Raw genomic sequence first — 15697 nt, forward strand, 5'->3', positions numbered from 1 at the left:
TCCGCGCGGTACGGGTCGGCGGTGGGCGGATCGCCACCGACCCGTACCGCGCGGAGGGGCGGGGGCGCGACGGTCTTCGCAAGGCGGACCCGGCGCAGGGCGTCCTCCCAGGCGACGAGCTTGATCTCGTCGGTGACGCCGCACGCCCGTAGCAGCCGGCGGAGGGTGTCCGGCGGTTTGCGTGCCGGCAGGTGCTTGCCGCCGTAGTAACCGCCGACGGTGCTCGACGGTAGTCCGATCGCGTCGGCGACCTCACGGACGGTCCGCCCGGAGGCGATGCGGATCCGGGCAAGGCAGGACGCGAACTCCACCCGAGTGGTGATCGCGGCGGGGTCCACCGCGGAGTCGAGTGCCTCGTCGTGCGGCGCGACGTCGCGACGTGGGGCGAGGTCTTGATGCGAGGTCCCGCCACCGCGCGGCGTCGCGTCTCGGCACGGCGTCACGCTGTGCCTCTGGTAGTCGCCGTTGCCGGCGCGACGCGGGCCGGTGCCGCCCCCGGCTTCGCGGCCTCGGGCAGCGGTGTGTGCTGCAGCAGGATCAGGGTGAGGGCCAGCAGGCCGCCACCGACGGCGAGCCGGATCGGCCAGGGCGCCGTCGCCGTGGCCGTTGTGCGGGGCGGGCCGGTGAGCCCTCGGAAGACCAGCGCGACCACGACGCCAAGGCCGGCGACCACCCACGGCGTGGTCGCGGTGAGGCCGATCGCCACCGGAGCGAGCACCCAGACGGCAAGATGCAGAAGGTACGCGGCCATGACGGCGCGGCCGGCCAGCGCCGCGAGTACCCGGACCAGCCGCGCCCCGGTGCTCTGGCCGTCGGTCTTGCGGGCGAGAGCGAGGCACACGACGACGACCGCGGCGACGGCGGCCGGGCCGAGCCAGCGGGTGGCCTCCGGCAGCAGTGCGACGATCCAGGCCGCCAGCGGGTCGGTCGCGGTAGTGGCGAAGTCCGGCGCATGGGGCTTCAGCCAGGTGACGCCCTGCCAGATCAGTGTGGAGACGGCTGGCTCCTCCGCCGGCCACGAGCGGACCACCGGCGCCAGGCCGAGCGCCTCGACGGCGGCGAAGAGCACCACTACGAGCCACGGCCAGGTGCGCTGCCCGGCTCGGCTGTCGAGGCGCGTTCCCGCCCGGGCGGCCAGGGCCCGCAAGCCCGCGCCGGCCCGGCGGGGGCCGCCAGCCGGCCGGTCGTCGCGGACCCGGCGTGCCTTGATCAGCGCCCGCTGGTACGCCTTGGCGAACGGGCGCAGCGCCTCGGCCACGAGGAGCGCGGCGAGCCCGTCCGGGCTGTCCGGTCGGGCGGTCAGGGCGGCCCGGCGCCTCAGTTGCCACCACGGCTCGTCGGGGCGCGGCATGAGCTTGAGTACGCGTCGGCGACCCTTGACCGCGTCCGGCCCGGTCGCCAGCAGCACGGCGTCTCCGCACAGGTCCCCTTCGACGGCCCGGGTCAGCACCCGTCCGCCGGCGGGATCGATCGAAGCGGACCGTTGCGCATCGCTGTCGCCGAACTCGGCGGGTAGCGCCGCCAGGCTGTTCATGGCGATGCTGACGGCACGCGGCAGCAGCCGGCCGAGCGCCGCCAGCCGACGGCAGCCGTCGCCGCCGGGTGCGGCGGAGGCGCAGTCGGGGTGGTCGCAGCGGTGGCGGGCCGCGTACGGCAGCACCCCGCGCCGGATCACCTCCACCAGTAGCGGGTGGCGGGCCGGGTCGCCGGCGAGGGTGCGCAGCCGATCGACCGTTATCGTCGCGCCCCGGTACCGCGGCGGCATGTTCGGCAGGTACGTCGCGGCGAACGCGGCCACGGCGACGTGCGCGGACGTCAGGTCACCGGCCACGTCGGCCAACATCTGCCGGTCGAAGCGGTTGTCCCCCAACTCGTCGGCGAGCCACTCGCCGAGCCGGGCCCCGCCGGCGCCGCTGAGCCAGGCAGCGGCCTCGTCGCTGGCGTCGACCATGGCGGCGGCCAGCGCGACCGGGTCGGTATACGGCGTGCTCGCAAACGTCACCGGCAGGCGAGCCGCGCCGCTCGGCCGGCGACGGACAGGTACTTTGCGGCCGGCGAGCCAGCTGCGCACCTCTCCGGCGCCCCAGCGGTCCTCCGGTCGTCGGGTCAGCAGCCCGGCGATCAGGTCCCGCCACTGCTCGGGCAGCTCGTCGACGTCGGGCTCGTCGAAGAGCAGCGCGACCCGGATGGTGTCCTCGGTGAGGTTCACGCCGTACGTCAGCTGGCCGGTCAGCAGCTCGAAGCAGATCGCGCCGAGGCTCCAGTACGGCCCGAGCGGGTCGTTGAGCCCGGCCAACGCCTCGGGTGACATGTATGCGGCCTTCGCCTTCAGGTCGGCGAAGCGTGTGCTGAGGCCGGTGCTGAGCACGCCACCGAAGTCGCCCAGCACGAGTTCCGGGCGGGAACCGTCGGAGCGGATCAGGATGTTGCCGGGTGACACGTCCGCCTGCCGGCGCTGGATCGTGTTCTCCCAGAAGTCGAACGCGTCGACGAGTTCGGCGACGATCGCCCGCAGCCGGTCGACGCCCAGCGCCCCGCCGGGTGGCACCTCCCGGGCGGCCAGGTCGGCGATGGTGCCCAGCGGGAAGTACTCCATCGCCTCCCAGCCGACCGTGATGCCGTCGGCCGTGCCCGCGACACCGTACGCGTAGAGCTCCGGCACGTATCGGTGCCACTCGGGCTTGTCGAGCCGGCGGCGCAGGTCCTCGTCGAACGCGACGCCGGGCCGGTACACCTTCAGCGCCACCGGCACGTCCACCTCATCGGCGGCGTGGGCCAGCCATACGGTGGCCTCGCCCCCGGATCCGAGCAGCTCGCCGATGACGTAGCGCTCCCGCAGCTCGGCGGGGATGAACCGGCTGGGGTCCGTACCGCCGGCGGCGGGCTTCCCCCGCGGGGCGCTCTGGATCCTCGTCGCACCCGGCTGCCGAGGTGCGCTCTGGATCCGAGTCGCGCCGGGTTGCGCGCCGGCCGTCGCGCGCCCAGGCCCTTGGAGGCGGGTGGGCGGTTCGGCCGTCTCGGGCGCGGGTGCTGTCTCCTCTGGGTTCACACCGGTTCTCCGAACTCGTTGAGCTGCACGATCCTGCAGGGAACGTCGAGCCCCAGGCGCAGTTCCTGCCCGGCGTTCAGGGCCACCGGCGCGCCAGGGGTGATCTTCTGGCCGTCGACGAAGGTGCCGTTGGCGGAGTTGAGGTCGTCGACGTGGAGGTGGCCGTCGATCCAGAACAGTCGGGCGTGGGCCCGGGACACCTGGTCGTAGTGGTCGATGCCGCCGCCCCGGAATGCCGGACTGGACCGGCCGATGCTCAGCTCCTCGGCGGGAATGTCGACCAGTTGCCCCCAGGGGCAGTCGAGGGCGAGGCCGCTCGCGGCCGGGGCGGGCGGGTCAGCGGCGGGTGCCTCCGGCTCGGTCTGCCGCACTAGCTGCACCAGGTCGACGGTGCAACTGCCCGGACGGTCCTGCCGCACCGCGCAGTCGCCGACGGGGCACACCCAGGTCACGGCCGCCACGACGACCGTCCAAGGTGAATGCCGGAGCTGCGCAGCGAGCGCTCCATCCGCGGCAGGGCGCCGGTACGCGGGACACCCACATAGGAGACGTCGTCGTCGCCGACCACCACCTGCAGGGGCGGACGCTCCGGCCGGTGCGTCAAAGAGTCCGCGTAGCGTTCGCGGCCGAGGTCGCTGAGCAGGTGCAGCCGCTGGTTCGCCGAGCCTCGCCAGATGAGCGTGGTCGGCTCCGCCGCGCGGTACGGGCCGGTGATGAGCGCATCGACCAGGCCGGGGCCGGCGGGCACGAGCGCGGCGAACTCGTCGCGTTCGCGGCCGGTGTAGACCAGCACATCGGCCGGGTCCGCACCGGCGGGAGCAGGCGTGGAGCGCACCGCGCGGAGCAGGGCGAGCAGGGCCTGCGGCTGCTCGGTCGGTTCCCCGCCGCTGACGGTGAGGCCGGTGGCTCCGCGGGTCAGCGCCGCCGCCCAGGCGCCGGCGAACCAGGCATCGGGCACCTCGGTCCCGCCGTCGGCGGGCCAGGTGTCCCGCGACATGCAGCCGGGGCAGGCGATCGGGCAGCCCTGGAACCACACGCCGAGCCGGCGGCCGGGCCCGAGTGCCGTGACCGGGAAGTAGACGCGCGCCAGCCGGGCCATCAGCTCACCTCCACGCGCCAGTCGCCGTCTGAGCCGGCGATCGACGTGAGGGTGATGACGGAGCCGGGCGCGGGAGTCTTGTCGAAGATCCACCGGCCGAGCGGGTTGACCACCACGGTCTCGACCAGGGTTCCGATGGCCCGGCCGCCGTCGGCGAGGCGTTCGAGCATGATGTCGCTGAGCTTGGCCTCGACGTCGGGCCGGATGTCCAGCCGCAGGTCGTGGGTGCGAGCGACGCGGGCGGCGACCGAGCGCAGCGCCTTGGCCAGGATGACTGGCGCGACGTGCGGTCGGATGTAATCGAGCACGACGTAGCTGTCGCCGAACCGGTTGCGCAGCTCGGGGCGGCCGAGCGTCTGGTTGAAGAACTGCGTGAACGCGTCTCGGAGCAGCCGCTCCACCTGGGCTGGCTGGGTGTGGTAGCTGACGGCAGGCGGTCCGGCGGCCGCGGGGGCGCTCTCGCCGTCCGGGTTCTTTGGCTCGCTGACGCCCAGGTTGGAGGTGAAGACCAGGAAGCACTCGGTGAAGTACACGGTCGCGCCGCGGCCGTCGGTGAGCCGGCCGTCCTCGAGGATCTGCAGGAACAGATCGAAGATGCGCGGGTGGGCCTTGTCGATCTCGTCGAAGAGCAGGACGCTGACGGGGTTGGCGCGTACCGCGTTGGTGAGCTCTCCGCCAGCGGCGTAACCGACGTAGCCGGGCGGCGCGCCGATCAGCCGCTGGTGGGCCTCGTCGGCCCGGAACTCGCTCATGTCGAAGCGGTGCGGCTTCGCGTCCTCACCCAGCACCAGGGAGGCGATCGCCTTGGCCAGCTCGGTCTTGCCGACGCCGGTGGGGCCGGCCAGGAACAGCACCCCGCGTGGCCGGTTCGGCGAGCTGGACGCGTGCGCGCCGTTGAGGCCGACCGCTGAGCGGATCAGGATGTCCACGGCCTTGCGCACTGCCCGCTCCTGGCCGACCACGCGCTGGTTGAGGTACTCCTCGGCGGTGCTGATCTTCTGCCGCAGCCGCTCGGCGGACCACGGGTCGTCCGTGATGCCGACCTGGAGCAGCCGCGCGGCGTCCGCGTAACGGTCGGCGGGCAGGCCGCGGTCTCGAGCCAGGCGGCCACACGCGATGACGTCGCGGACCGTCATGTCGTGCGTGACCTCGGCCATCGCGTATGCCCGGGATCGGCGGTCGTCCGGCGCCATCCCGGCGAACAGGATGCGCGCCGCGGTCGCCCGGACGTCGAGGGTCGGCCGGGGTACCGGCACCACCCGCAGCATCGGGCTGCCGATGGGGAACAGCGGGTGGAGCTCTTCCTGCCGCTCGCACACCCAGACGACGGTGTTGAACGGCGCCATCGCGGTGCGTGGTGCGTGCCCGCGGGTCGGCGCGGCCTGATGACCGAGCACCTCGGCGCGGGTCAGCAGCGCGCGGTCGCCCGGGTCGAGCAGCCCGTCGACGGGGGCGAGCCGGGCGGTGTACGGCAGGACCAGCGCGACCGGGGCATCCCGGTTCTGCACCACCTGGACGAGCAAGTCGCCGATCGCTCCCGGAGTGTCGTAGTTGGAGCGCCGCAGCGGTGCGATCCACTCGGGCGCCTGATCGTCGGCCCGCACGTCGACCTTCGCGGTGACCGGGTTCAGCAGGAGCATCGCCGCGTAGCCGCGCCGGGATACCACCTTCCACACCATCTCGGACAGGTCGACGAGGTCAACAGTCTCGTCGTCCGGCTCGGCCTCCGGACCGAGGGTGACCACCGGGTACAGGTCTCGGACGTTGCCGCTGAGCAGGACCTGCGGGTGCAGGGGCAGCGACAGCTCGATCTCACGGGCCCAGGCCGGAAGCTCATGCCTGTACACCGGTGCCGTCATGACGTCCTGCCCTTCGCCTGCTGGTTGGCCCGTCGCTGTCGTTCGTACTCGGCCGCCCGCCGCAGTTCCTCGGTGCGCTGCGCCTCGGCCGACTGGCCGGGGTTGACGGCGGCCGGCCAGTGCCGGGCGGGCATCGTCGCGACCCGCGGCTGGACCGGCCTGCGCAGCACCTTCCGCAGGCGCAGGCCGCCGGTCGCGAGCTCTGCCTCGATCAGATCGAGGTCGTCGCAGACGAGCTGCTGGGCGTGCTGGTCGTCCCCGTCGTCGGCGTCGTCGCGGCGCACCGTAATGGCCATGAACCGGTCGCGCTCCGGGTCGACGGTCAGGCGCACGCCGTAGTCCGGTGTCTTCGCCGAGGTCAGCAGCGTCACCTGGCGGCCGCCGGCGAGCAGGTCGTCGAAGGACTCGCCGAGCTCGTACCCCTGAGCTCCCAGGGCGGCAAGTACCTGCTCGGTGACCTCGACGCGGGCCTGGCGGCGACGGTGCGCGGCCACGACGGCCCGCACCTCATCGCCCAGGCCGGCCAACTCCTCGTCCGGCGTCCGGGCGACGCGCTGGCGTAGCGCTGCCCGCTCTTCCTCCGGCAGCTCGCCGGCCAGCGTGAGCAGCTCAACCCGCCTCTGCTCGGCCTGCTCAAGGTCCCGGCGGAGCCGGATCGACGCCGCCACCCGCGACTCGAGGTCGGTCAGCGCGCGGCGAGCGCGCACCGCGTCGAACTCGCGGACGCGCCCCGCGAGCCGGACCAGCTCCGCGCGCTCGTCGTCGACGCAGCGCACGGCCTCCGTCTCGACCAGGTCGGCGGCGGCCCGAGCCAGCGCGGCGACGGCGGTGCCGTCCGCCCGGGCCCGCTCCTCGGCGAGGGCGGTGACGAGCGACGGCTCCGCCGGCAGGTCGTTCGCCACGGCCGGGGTCGCCGCCCACCGCGCCGCCCGTTCCTGGGTACGCTGCGCCAGCGCACCTTCCAGCCGCGCTTCGAGCGCGTCGAGGCTGGTGCGAGCCTCCGTCACGGCGATGCCCAACTGCGTCGAGTCGGCGTCCGCGGCGACGTCGGCGACCTCGGCCAGGGCGGCCCTGATGCCCTGGGTGGCGAGCGCCGCCTGCAGTCGCCGCAGCTGCCGGTGCCGTACCCGCAGCCGCTCAAGCTCCGCGCGCAGTTCGGCCTGGCGCTTCCGTTCCCGCTCCAGCGCGTAGGCCCAGTCGTAGGACGTTCCGGAACTCAAGGCAGCACCCCCGGGGGAGGAAAGGAATCCATATGAGGCCTCCTCATCGGCCCAGGTGAGTGAAGCCGGCCCAGCGGTACGGCTCCGCGAGGCGGTCCGGGTTGACCTGGCGCAACAGGTCCGCGGCGCCGTCAGGCACCCTCCGCCGAGGGTCGAGCATCCACAGCTGCGCCCGGCGCAGGGCCTCGCCCGGATCGCCGGGCCCCTCACGCAGGAAGTGGTGGAGCATGTACATCAGCAGCCCCGTGCTGGCGCTCGGGACCGCCCAGAGCGAGCCCACGACGGACCCGGCGCCAGCGACGAGGAACGCAGTGGACAGGGTCAGCGCCTCGTCGTACTCCTCGCCGGCGACGTTCGTGGTGCACGCGGCCAACACCACGGTGCCGATCCGCCGGTGTGCGGCGGCGAGCCGGATGAGGTCGTCGGCGCGTAGCGGGCCGCCGGCCAGCCGCAGGTGGGACTGGCTGGGCCGGTCCGGCTCGACGATGCCGTGGCAGGCGGCGTGCAGGACCGCGGCGGGCGGGGCGTCGGGCGCGGCGAGCCAGGCCAGGACCTCGTCGGGCGTGCCGGCTCCGGTCGCCGCGGACACGGGTCGGCCGAGATAGGTGGCCTCGGGGTAGAACGACCGGCGGATGGCGTCGGCCTCGTCGGCGGCACTGAGCAGGTCGCCGGTCGGATCGGCGATGATCAGCGCCGAACCGGCTTGGCCAGCGGAGACGGTCTCGGCCTCGTCGGCTGGCGGGCGGCCGGCCGAGTCGCACCAGGTCCGAGCCGAGGCGGCGTAGGTGACTGTCGCATCCTGCACCGCGTACCGGCGCTCGGCGCCGTCGACCAGCCGCCAGGCGGCGTGCCAGGGCACAACGGAGAGAGCGCCGATCGGGATCAGGACCAGCCGGGGCGGGCGGTCCGGGGCGAGAGTACGGCAGTGGTCGACGAGCTGGCCCATCCCGGCCTGCCAGGCCCACGACGACAGCTGACTCAGCGACCACCGCCAGGCGTCGATGTCGCCGCCGGTGAGGACCTGCACGCCGCGATAGGTGTGCAGGTACCAGCCGAGCGGGGAGTCGTCGAGCCGCAGCGAGGGCAGGGCGAGCAGATCGATGCGGCCGCCCGCGGTGACGACCACCGCGTACCCTGCCTCGGCGGTGTCGCTCCCAACGAGGTAGACGAGGGCGTCGCGGTCCGCGGCGGCCAGGGCAGCGTGGATCTCGTCGACGGTGACCGCCGCGAACAGCTCCGCCTCGGGGGAGGCTCCCACGTCGCGGGCCAGCGCGGTCACCACCCGGTGTCGCAGGTCGGCGACGTCGAACTGCGGATCGGAGTGGTCGAACCGCTCGCCGGCCAGCCACTGCGCGGCGAGCGCCGGCTCGCCCCGGGCGACGAGCGCGTCGTGGACGGCCCCGGCCGACGCGGCGACGCCGAGAACCATGCCGCGGCCGGCGTCGAGCGCCTGGACCAGGTCGGCGAGGATCGGCTGCCGGTCGGCGGGGGCCGCCGCCTCGGCGTCGGCGCGGCACCACTGGACCGCCAGCCGGACGTCGCCGGCCCGCCGCCGGGCCGCCTCCAGACCGTAGTCGGCGTCGTACTGCAGGACGATCTGCCAGGTCCGCCCCCGCAGCGCGGACAGCGCGTGGGCTCGCCCCCGGGCCAGGTCGTCGCGGCCGCCGGATCGCCGGTGCAGCCGAGCGAGGTTGAACCACGCGGGCGCCCACGACTGGTCGCTCGGATGCGCACAGCGGGCCACGCTCTCCGCGGCCCAGCGCCGCGCGGCCTCGTCGAGCACCGGGTCCGGATGTCGATCAAGCAGGTCGAGCGCCAGGTTGACGGCAATGACCAGTATGTTTCCGCGGAGCGACTTTCCGCCGCTCACCGCGTCGACGGCATGGACGAAGGCGGCGCTGGCGGCGGCGCGCTCGGCCGGACTGCCGTGGTTGTACGCCGCGGTGACGCTCGCCGTGGCCGCCATCGCCCGGACGGCCTGGCTGAGGTGGTAGCCGAACAGGCCGCCGGACAGCGCGGCGCTCGACGGTAGCGCGTCGACGATCGCGGTGATCTCGACGGTGCCGGCGCCCTCGCGCAGCATGCGCGGCAGCCTGAGCGCCGTCCCCAGCATCCGTTCCATCGGGTTCGCCGCGTCGCCAGCGGGTAGCAACGCCGCCGCCAGGTCCATGCCGGATTCCAGCTGGGCCTTGTCCCCGTCGATGCCCGTGCGGGTTATCGCGGCCAGCGTCTGGAACAGCTCGAGCTGGCGGCCGGGCGGCTGGTCTTCCGCGGTGTCGCGGCGCGCCCGGTACAGGCCGCTCATCGCGCTGTCCAGGTCGCGGATGTCACCCGTGCGCGAGCCGCGCAGGAGCTTCGTCACCGACATCATCTGGCGCAGGTCACCGGTCGTCGAGGTGTCGAACTCCGGCATGGCCATGGCCTCGGCGATGGACGTCAGACCGTAGTCGCCGGCGCCGTCGTCCGCCTCGTAGGCGCCGATGGCGCCCTCGACGATCGCCAGCAGTTGGGTGCGGTGCGGGTCGGGCGGGTGACTGCGGGCGAGCGTCAGCAGCTCGCGCAGCCGCGCGATGTCCGGGCTCAGCAGGTCGTCGGCCGCCAGCACCAGCTGATGTGTGAGGACCACGGCGGCCAGGTCGGACCGGAGCTCGCCGGCGCCGTCCGGCTCGTCGCGCAGGATCCCGTCCGCGGCGACCGCCAGCGGCACGCGGGTGGCGGCCGCATCGTGCTCGGCGACCTCGCCGGCCGCCACCCGACGCTGGTCGAGGTCGTAGCGAGCCTTGAGCCGGTCGCGGTGGGCGATCAGACGCAGGTCGGCGTCCGGCAGCCCGGCTTCGATGGCCCCGGTCAACGCGTCGGCCAAGCGGGCGAGGTCGTCGACGTCCTGCAGCTGCACCCAGCGGGTCAGGTAGGCATTGGCCTGCGACAGACGCGGGTACCAGCCGTCGGCGGGGTCGGTCTCGGCGTTGGCGGCGACACCAGCCCACACCGCTGCGGACGCCAGGTCGTCGGTATCCAGGTACAGCTCGCCGCGGTCGCCCAGCAGCTCGGCCAGCGCCATCGCGAGGTCGGCGTCCGGCTCCGGCGAAATCTCCGCAGCGTGGCGCAGGCACCGGATCGCTTCGTCACGGTCCAGGTGGTCGTCGTCGCGCTCCAGGCGCTCGGTTAGGAAGAGGTACTGCGCCCACCGCAGGTTGACCACCCGGGGCTCGGTCGCCGGGTCGAGGCGGGCGGCGGTCCGCTCCACGAGCGTGATCGCGAGGTCCAGGTCGCCGGGGTCGCCGTCTTCCTGACCCCGGGCGTGGTACGCCCAGGACAGCAACAGGGCCCCCGCGGCCACCTCGGCGACGTCTGCCGGCAACTCATCCACGGACGGCGCCAGCAGCGCGATGGCGGCGTCGAGGTCGGCCCGCCGCCCGGAACGCTGGTGTCGCTCCGCATGGCCGGTGCCGAGCATCATCCGCAGGTTCGCGGTCACGAGCGGCTCCGCGTCGTCGAGCTGGACTGCCGCGACGGCATCGATGAGCGCGTCGAGGTGGTGCGCCACCTCGGGCTCCTCGCGGTGCTCGACGTAGCGGGCCCAGTACAGTTCGCCGAGGAACACCGCGACGGAGCCGCGATCGATCCCCCGCGCATCCGCGAACGCCCGCTCGCACCACTCGATCGCCACCGGCAGTTCGTCCCGCCACCCGCCGTCGATGCGGTACGCATGCGCGAGCGCCCGGCAGTAGCACCAGAACGCCCGATCGGGATGGTCGCCGGCGTGCTCGGTGGCGAAGGTCAGGTCCTCGATCGCCGTCTCGAGATCCGCCGAGTCGAGGCCGATCTCGTACGACTCCAGGTGCCATATGCCGCGGTGCGCGCGATCCGCCACCGGAACTGGCTCGACCGCCGGGGCCGATCGTTCATGGCTGTCGGAGGCCGCGATCATCACCCGTCCAAGGTCACCGGGCTCGGACGGGTCGCCCGGCCCGCCTGCGGGAAGTAGATGCGTCACTGTATCGACACGCAGAGATGGGAAACAATGACCCGATCCGGTCTGCCCGAGGCGACGATCTGACACTGTGGAGGGACCGAAAGGTAACTCTTTGCGGCAACCAACATCCATCCGTCCCCTGTCCACCGGCCGGCCCGCCAGCGTGGCCGGATTCAAGAACAGCGGACGATCAGCCGCATGGACAGGGGACACCGTCTAGCCCGTACAAGTCCGTACAGCTCGCCGTACGGCCGCAGGCGGCAGCTGTACAACCAGGCCGTCCACGCTATGGATGGCTGTCGCACCGAACACGCCACCGGTCCTGTCGGTGGCGGCACCATGCGCCTGATCGGTGCGACATGCCCTGCGATCAGGGCATCAACTGATCGACCGATGCGGCTGCGGGAGTCAGCGGCGCATTCGATAGCGCAGGTGAAGCACCCGGTCGCCCTGAATCACCACGTCCGGATCCGCCAACAGGTGCTGCGCGTGGACCGACCCGAAGTAGCGCTTGCCGGACCCGAACACGACGGGTACGACGTCCATGCGCACCTCGTCGATCAGGCCCGCGGCAAGCACCTGGCCACCGACGTCGCCCGCGGCGACCTCGACCATGCGGTCACCCGCAAGCTCCTGCGCCCTGGCCACGGCTGCCTCGACGCCGTCGACGAAGTGGAACGGCGCCTCGGGGTGCCAGCCCTCGGGCCTGCCCCGATGGGTCACGACGACGACGTGGTCGATCCCGCCCGGAGGCTTCCCGTCCCAGCCGTCCGTCATGTCGAAGACGTGGCGGCCGACGATTGTCGTCCCGATCTGATCCCAGTACGGCCGGGTGTAGTCGTAGGACGGCCGCGACACCTTCAGCACGCCGCTTTCGTCCAACGGGATGTCACCGCTGGACAACCACTCGAACAGCGGCCCGGGTTGGTCATTCTCATCCGCGATGAAGCCGTCCACCGACACCGAGCTGTACATGACCACCGTGCCCACGGGGCTCTCCTCTGCCTTGGGAAGCCCTCAAATTAGCGCGTCGTGAGCTGCCGCTCCGGTAAGAATTCAATCCGCGGGCGGCGGCCAGCCGCCCAGCACGTGGCCGGGATGTTCGCGCGGGAACCGCTGCCGGACTTCGATGTACCGGGTCGGCGAAGCGCTAGGTGCGGGCCCGCCGCTTTTGCATGACGTCGATGAGCTCCTTGAAACGCTGTGGCAGGCACCTGAAGGTCAGTGGTCGGCGAGGCGGGCAATGAAGCGATCACCAACCTCGGCGATGTCGTCGGTGGTCCACCCGAGGGCGGGCGCGGCGACGGTGATCTCGGTCATCGCCATGCCCGGCACGTTTGTTTCCTGCCAGCCGGCGGCAAACCACACCTTTTCCTCCTCGGCGAGCGCCAGGGCAGCGTCGTTCAGCGCCTGCGCCGGGTGGGGTAGCCAGAGCCGGAATCGATGGGTGTGCGGAGGTTCTGGATACACCAGTGCGCCGGGAAGCGTGGCGAGTGCCGCGGCGACTGTCCGCGCGTGCCGCACATACTCGGGGACGCGCGGCAGTTCCCTGTTCAGGCCAGCGAGCGCGCTCAGGGCGGCCGGCCACTGCTGGAACACCTGGCCGCCAGAGCGGTGCCGCCAGATGCGGGCGTGGGCGGCGAGCTCCGTGGTACCGGCGAGCGCCGCACCGCTGATACCGCCGATCGTCTTGTAGAACGAGACGTACGTGCTGTCGGCGAGGTCGGCGATTTCGCTGAGGGTGTGCGCCAGGTGTGCGGTGGATTCCCACATTCGGGCGCCGTCGAAATGTACGCGTGCACCGATGGCGCGCGCGGCGGCGGACGCGGCGGCGAGCTCGTCCCAGGAGGGGAGGACGAAGCCGGCGTTGCGCAGCGGGAGCTCGAGGACGACGGTGCCCACGGGCTCGGCGAGCGCGGTGATCTCCTCGGCGGTGGGGTTGCGGGGCTCAGTCGTCGGCCAGGTACTGCGCAGGTCGCTCAGGTGGGCGTAGGTATGCCGTTCGTCCATCTCCAGGTGGCCGAGCGGGTGTAGAGCGACGGTCGGGTGCCCGCTGCGGTCAGCGCCATAGCGCAGCGCGACCTGCTGGGCCATCGTGCCGGTGGGAAAGAAGACGGCGGCCTCGGTTCCCAGTAAGTTCGCCACGCGTTCTTCCAGCATCGTCACCGGGCCGTCGCCGTAGAAGTCGGGCTCGTCGTCCAGATCCCCGCCGGCGTCCATGTCTGCGAGCCGGTCCCTCATCGTCGTAGGTTGGACGCCGGAGAGGATTCGGTCGCAGGCGCGCAGCGCGGCGAACCGACGCTGCCTGGTGTTGTGGGACATCCGCGGATCGTCGCATGTCAGCGCAATGGCGGCCACGCGGGTTCTCTGGGGACAGGCGACCAGCGTCGCGGGCTCAGCTGGCGCGACTGGCTCGTGACGCATTGTCACGATCCTTCCCGGCTCTGGTACCAGCCGACCGACGAGGTCGACTGGTACCTCCGGTCAGGCTGGGCCGGCGACCAGGGGGTCGTGGACCCGGCCGAGGAACAGCGGTACGCCGGTGAGCCGGTCGTGGATGACGTACAGGAACGGCCGGTTGACGAAGAACTGCGGCCCCTGTGGGATCGACGGCGGCCGGACGATGACGGCCGTCGCGGCTGCGGCTTCGGTGCCCTTCTCGTCCACCGCGATGAACGTCTCGTGCACCACGTCGTCGATGCACAGGGCCGGTTCGGTGCTCATGGCCGTGAAGTCGGCCTGTGAAGTGAATGCCGTGGGCATGCCGAGGCTGCCCAGCGCGGCTCCCAGTTCGGCCGGCAGGCGGAACCTCCACCGGGGCAGGCGTAGTTGGACGTCGGTGATCTGGAACCCGGTCAGCAACGCGCCCAGCCAGGCCGCGTCGAGGTTCGCCTCGACCGCGGCGAGATCGCCCCGGGTGGGCATGACGATGGCCATGGCAAGCCCGTCGCCCGCGTACGGCACGTCGACTGCGCGCCAACCGTCCCCTTCGAGGTAACCCATCCTGTCGAACGGCCCGCGCATGATCGAGACGTCGACGACGCTGCCGTCATCCCTGGTGAAGGGCTCTACCGCCGTGGCGGTGGCGGTGAACGGGTACTTCCAAGCTGCCATGAGGTAGATCGCGTTGGTGAGGATCAGACGGGTGTCGGGGCTGACGGCGTCGGGCGTCAACAGCTCCGGGATCTTCGCGTTGGTCCGGTCGGACACCCAGGTGTTGATCTCCTGGCGGGCCACCTCCGGGGCGCCGAGGAAGTCGACCGGGTGCGGCGCGGCGTCGTAGTAGCCGGCCAGGGTGTCCCGGAACTCGGGTCGCAGGCTCAGGTCGAGTCGTGTCCACAGCGCGTTGGCCGTGGTCAGCCGAGGCTGCCTGGTCCCGTCGCCGTCCTGGTACCGGTCGGCGAGCGTCTGGTCGACGGTGTTGAGCCCGCTGTCGAGCGCGCTGGGGCGCGGATGCGGCGCGTGGAGCACGGTGTCCATCTCGTCCGCCGTGGTCGAGGCGGCGCCCGCCCTGGTCATCGCGAGCGCGAGCCCGACCGAGTACGGCGCGCACACCACATTGGCGCCTGCGTGGGTCGAGGCCAGTGTGCGGTAGAGGTCGGCCGTGAAGCCGCGAACCGCGGTGGCGGCGGCCTGCATCGTGGCCGGGTCCGGTGGTACGCGGTCCGTATCCGTCGAGGTCGACGACGGACCGAGCCAACGGGGATGACCTGGGGTGGCGGTGAGGGCAGCGGCCGCAATTGGTACCGCCCGCAGGACCGATCGACGCGAGACCATGTGTCGACGGTAGAGCAGGCCCATGGGAACGCACCAGGCGTAGGGCAGGATTAATCGAAGCTCGACAATGTATGTCACTCGTGCGTTGAAGAAGCTTGCGATCAGCGAGGCATCGGTCGGATCGCTGCCGGTTTCGTGGTTGAGGTCTTGGTGAAGGTGACCGGGTTCCGGCTGAACAATCGGCCGGTGCCGCCTCGGGCCCTGGCGAAACTGATCGAGACATGTCGGGCCGGGGACCCCCGACCGTTGGTGCTCGTCACCTACGGCGTACCGGTGCGCGGGGCCGGCGGCAGCCGGGCGCCGCACCCGGGCCGCACCCGGTTCGGGCGGTTGGTGCGGTGTTGCCGCCCAGGCCGTCAGCGCGGGTCCGGCGACGGCACGATCGAGGCCGCGACCATGCTGGGGATTCCGGAGGGAACCGTGAAGTCGCGGGCGCACTACGCCCTGCAGGCGTTGCCGCAGCGATCGGGCGTACTGACGGGAATTGATCCGCGAAAACCAGGCATCGCGTCAACACTCCCACAGCAATAGGGCCACGCCACTCAACAATGACGCAGCCCCACCTCGACCAAATTCAGCTATCGCGGTCGAGGTGGAGCGATTTTCGGGGACGTTCCATCGGACGGTCCGCCTCCGGTGTTGTCCAGCGTTGCAGGCGGAACCGCGCCGGCAGGGGCCAGTACGGCCAGTCGTTGGCGTCGGAGTCGGCGACGCCAG

General features: G+C 72.3%; 10 protein-coding genes. All 10 read right to left on the bottom strand.

Annotation, left to right across the window (positions count from 1 at the left end; all coding sequences use genetic code 11):
- The coding region (locus DLJ59_RS16720) for a helix-turn-helix domain-containing protein (protein WP_148096953.1) at positions 1 to 443 on the bottom strand (443 nt) is incomplete at its 3' end.
- A complete protein-coding gene (locus DLJ59_RS16725; protein ID WP_158630844.1) occupies positions 440 to 3049 on the bottom strand; it encodes a protein kinase domain-containing protein in 2610 nt (869 codons plus the stop codon). The genes DLJ59_RS16725 and DLJ59_RS16720, both read right to left, overlap by 4 nt.
- A complete protein-coding gene (locus DLJ59_RS36950) occupies positions 3046 to 3510 on the bottom strand; it encodes an FHA domain-containing protein (protein WP_208648725.1) in 465 nt (154 codons plus the stop codon). The genes DLJ59_RS16725 and DLJ59_RS36950 overlap by 4 nt, the downstream gene beginning before the upstream one ends.
- The gene (locus DLJ59_RS16735; RefSeq protein WP_124773568.1) at positions 3498 to 4148 is read right to left on the bottom strand and encodes a 4Fe-4S single cluster domain-containing protein; all 651 of its coding nucleotides are present in this window, start codon (positions 4146 to 4148) and stop codon (positions 3498 to 3500) included. The genes DLJ59_RS36950 and DLJ59_RS16735 overlap by 13 nt, the downstream gene beginning before the upstream one ends.
- Positions 4148 to 6007 carry an AAA family ATPase gene (locus DLJ59_RS16740; RefSeq protein WP_124773569.1) on the bottom strand — a complete coding sequence of 620 codons (1860 nt, stop codon included), beginning with the start codon at positions 6005 to 6007 and terminating at the stop codon, positions 4148 to 4150. The genes DLJ59_RS16735 and DLJ59_RS16740 overlap by 1 nt, the downstream gene beginning before the upstream one ends.
- Positions 6004 to 7227 carry a hypothetical protein gene (locus tag DLJ59_RS16745; RefSeq protein ID WP_124773570.1) on the bottom strand — a complete coding sequence of 408 codons (1224 nt, stop codon included), beginning with the start codon at positions 7225 to 7227 and terminating at the stop codon, positions 6004 to 6006. Before DLJ59_RS16745 ends, DLJ59_RS16740 begins: the two co-directional genes overlap by 4 nt.
- Before the next feature lie 43 nt (positions 7228 to 7270).
- Positions 7271 to 11101: a CHAT domain-containing protein gene (locus DLJ59_RS16750; RefSeq protein WP_124773571.1), complete on the bottom strand. Its 3831-nt coding sequence runs from the start codon at positions 11099 to 11101 to the stop codon at positions 7271 to 7273.
- A gap of 510 nt (positions 11102 to 11611) precedes the next feature.
- Entirely contained in the window at positions 11612 to 12193 is a 582-nt protein-coding gene (locus tag DLJ59_RS16755) for a dihydrofolate reductase family protein (protein ID WP_124773572.1), read from the bottom strand.
- Positions 12194 to 12424: 231 nt separating this feature from the next.
- The gene (locus tag DLJ59_RS16765) at positions 12425 to 13525 is read right to left on the bottom strand and encodes a threonine aldolase family protein (protein WP_124773573.1); all 1101 of its coding nucleotides are present in this window, start codon (positions 13523 to 13525) and stop codon (positions 12425 to 12427) included.
- A gap of 162 nt (positions 13526 to 13687) precedes the next feature.
- Positions 13688 to 14980 (bottom strand): serpin family protein, encoded by a 1293-nt coding sequence (locus DLJ59_RS16770; protein WP_158630845.1) that lies wholly within the window; start codon positions 14978 to 14980, stop codon positions 13688 to 13690.
- Positions 14981 to 15697: the final 717 nt, after the last annotated feature.

The sequence above is a fragment of the Micromonospora inaquosa genome, assembly GCF_003857055.1.
Taxonomy (GTDB): domain Bacteria; phylum Actinomycetota; class Actinomycetes; order Mycobacteriales; family Micromonosporaceae; genus Micromonospora; species Micromonospora inaquosa.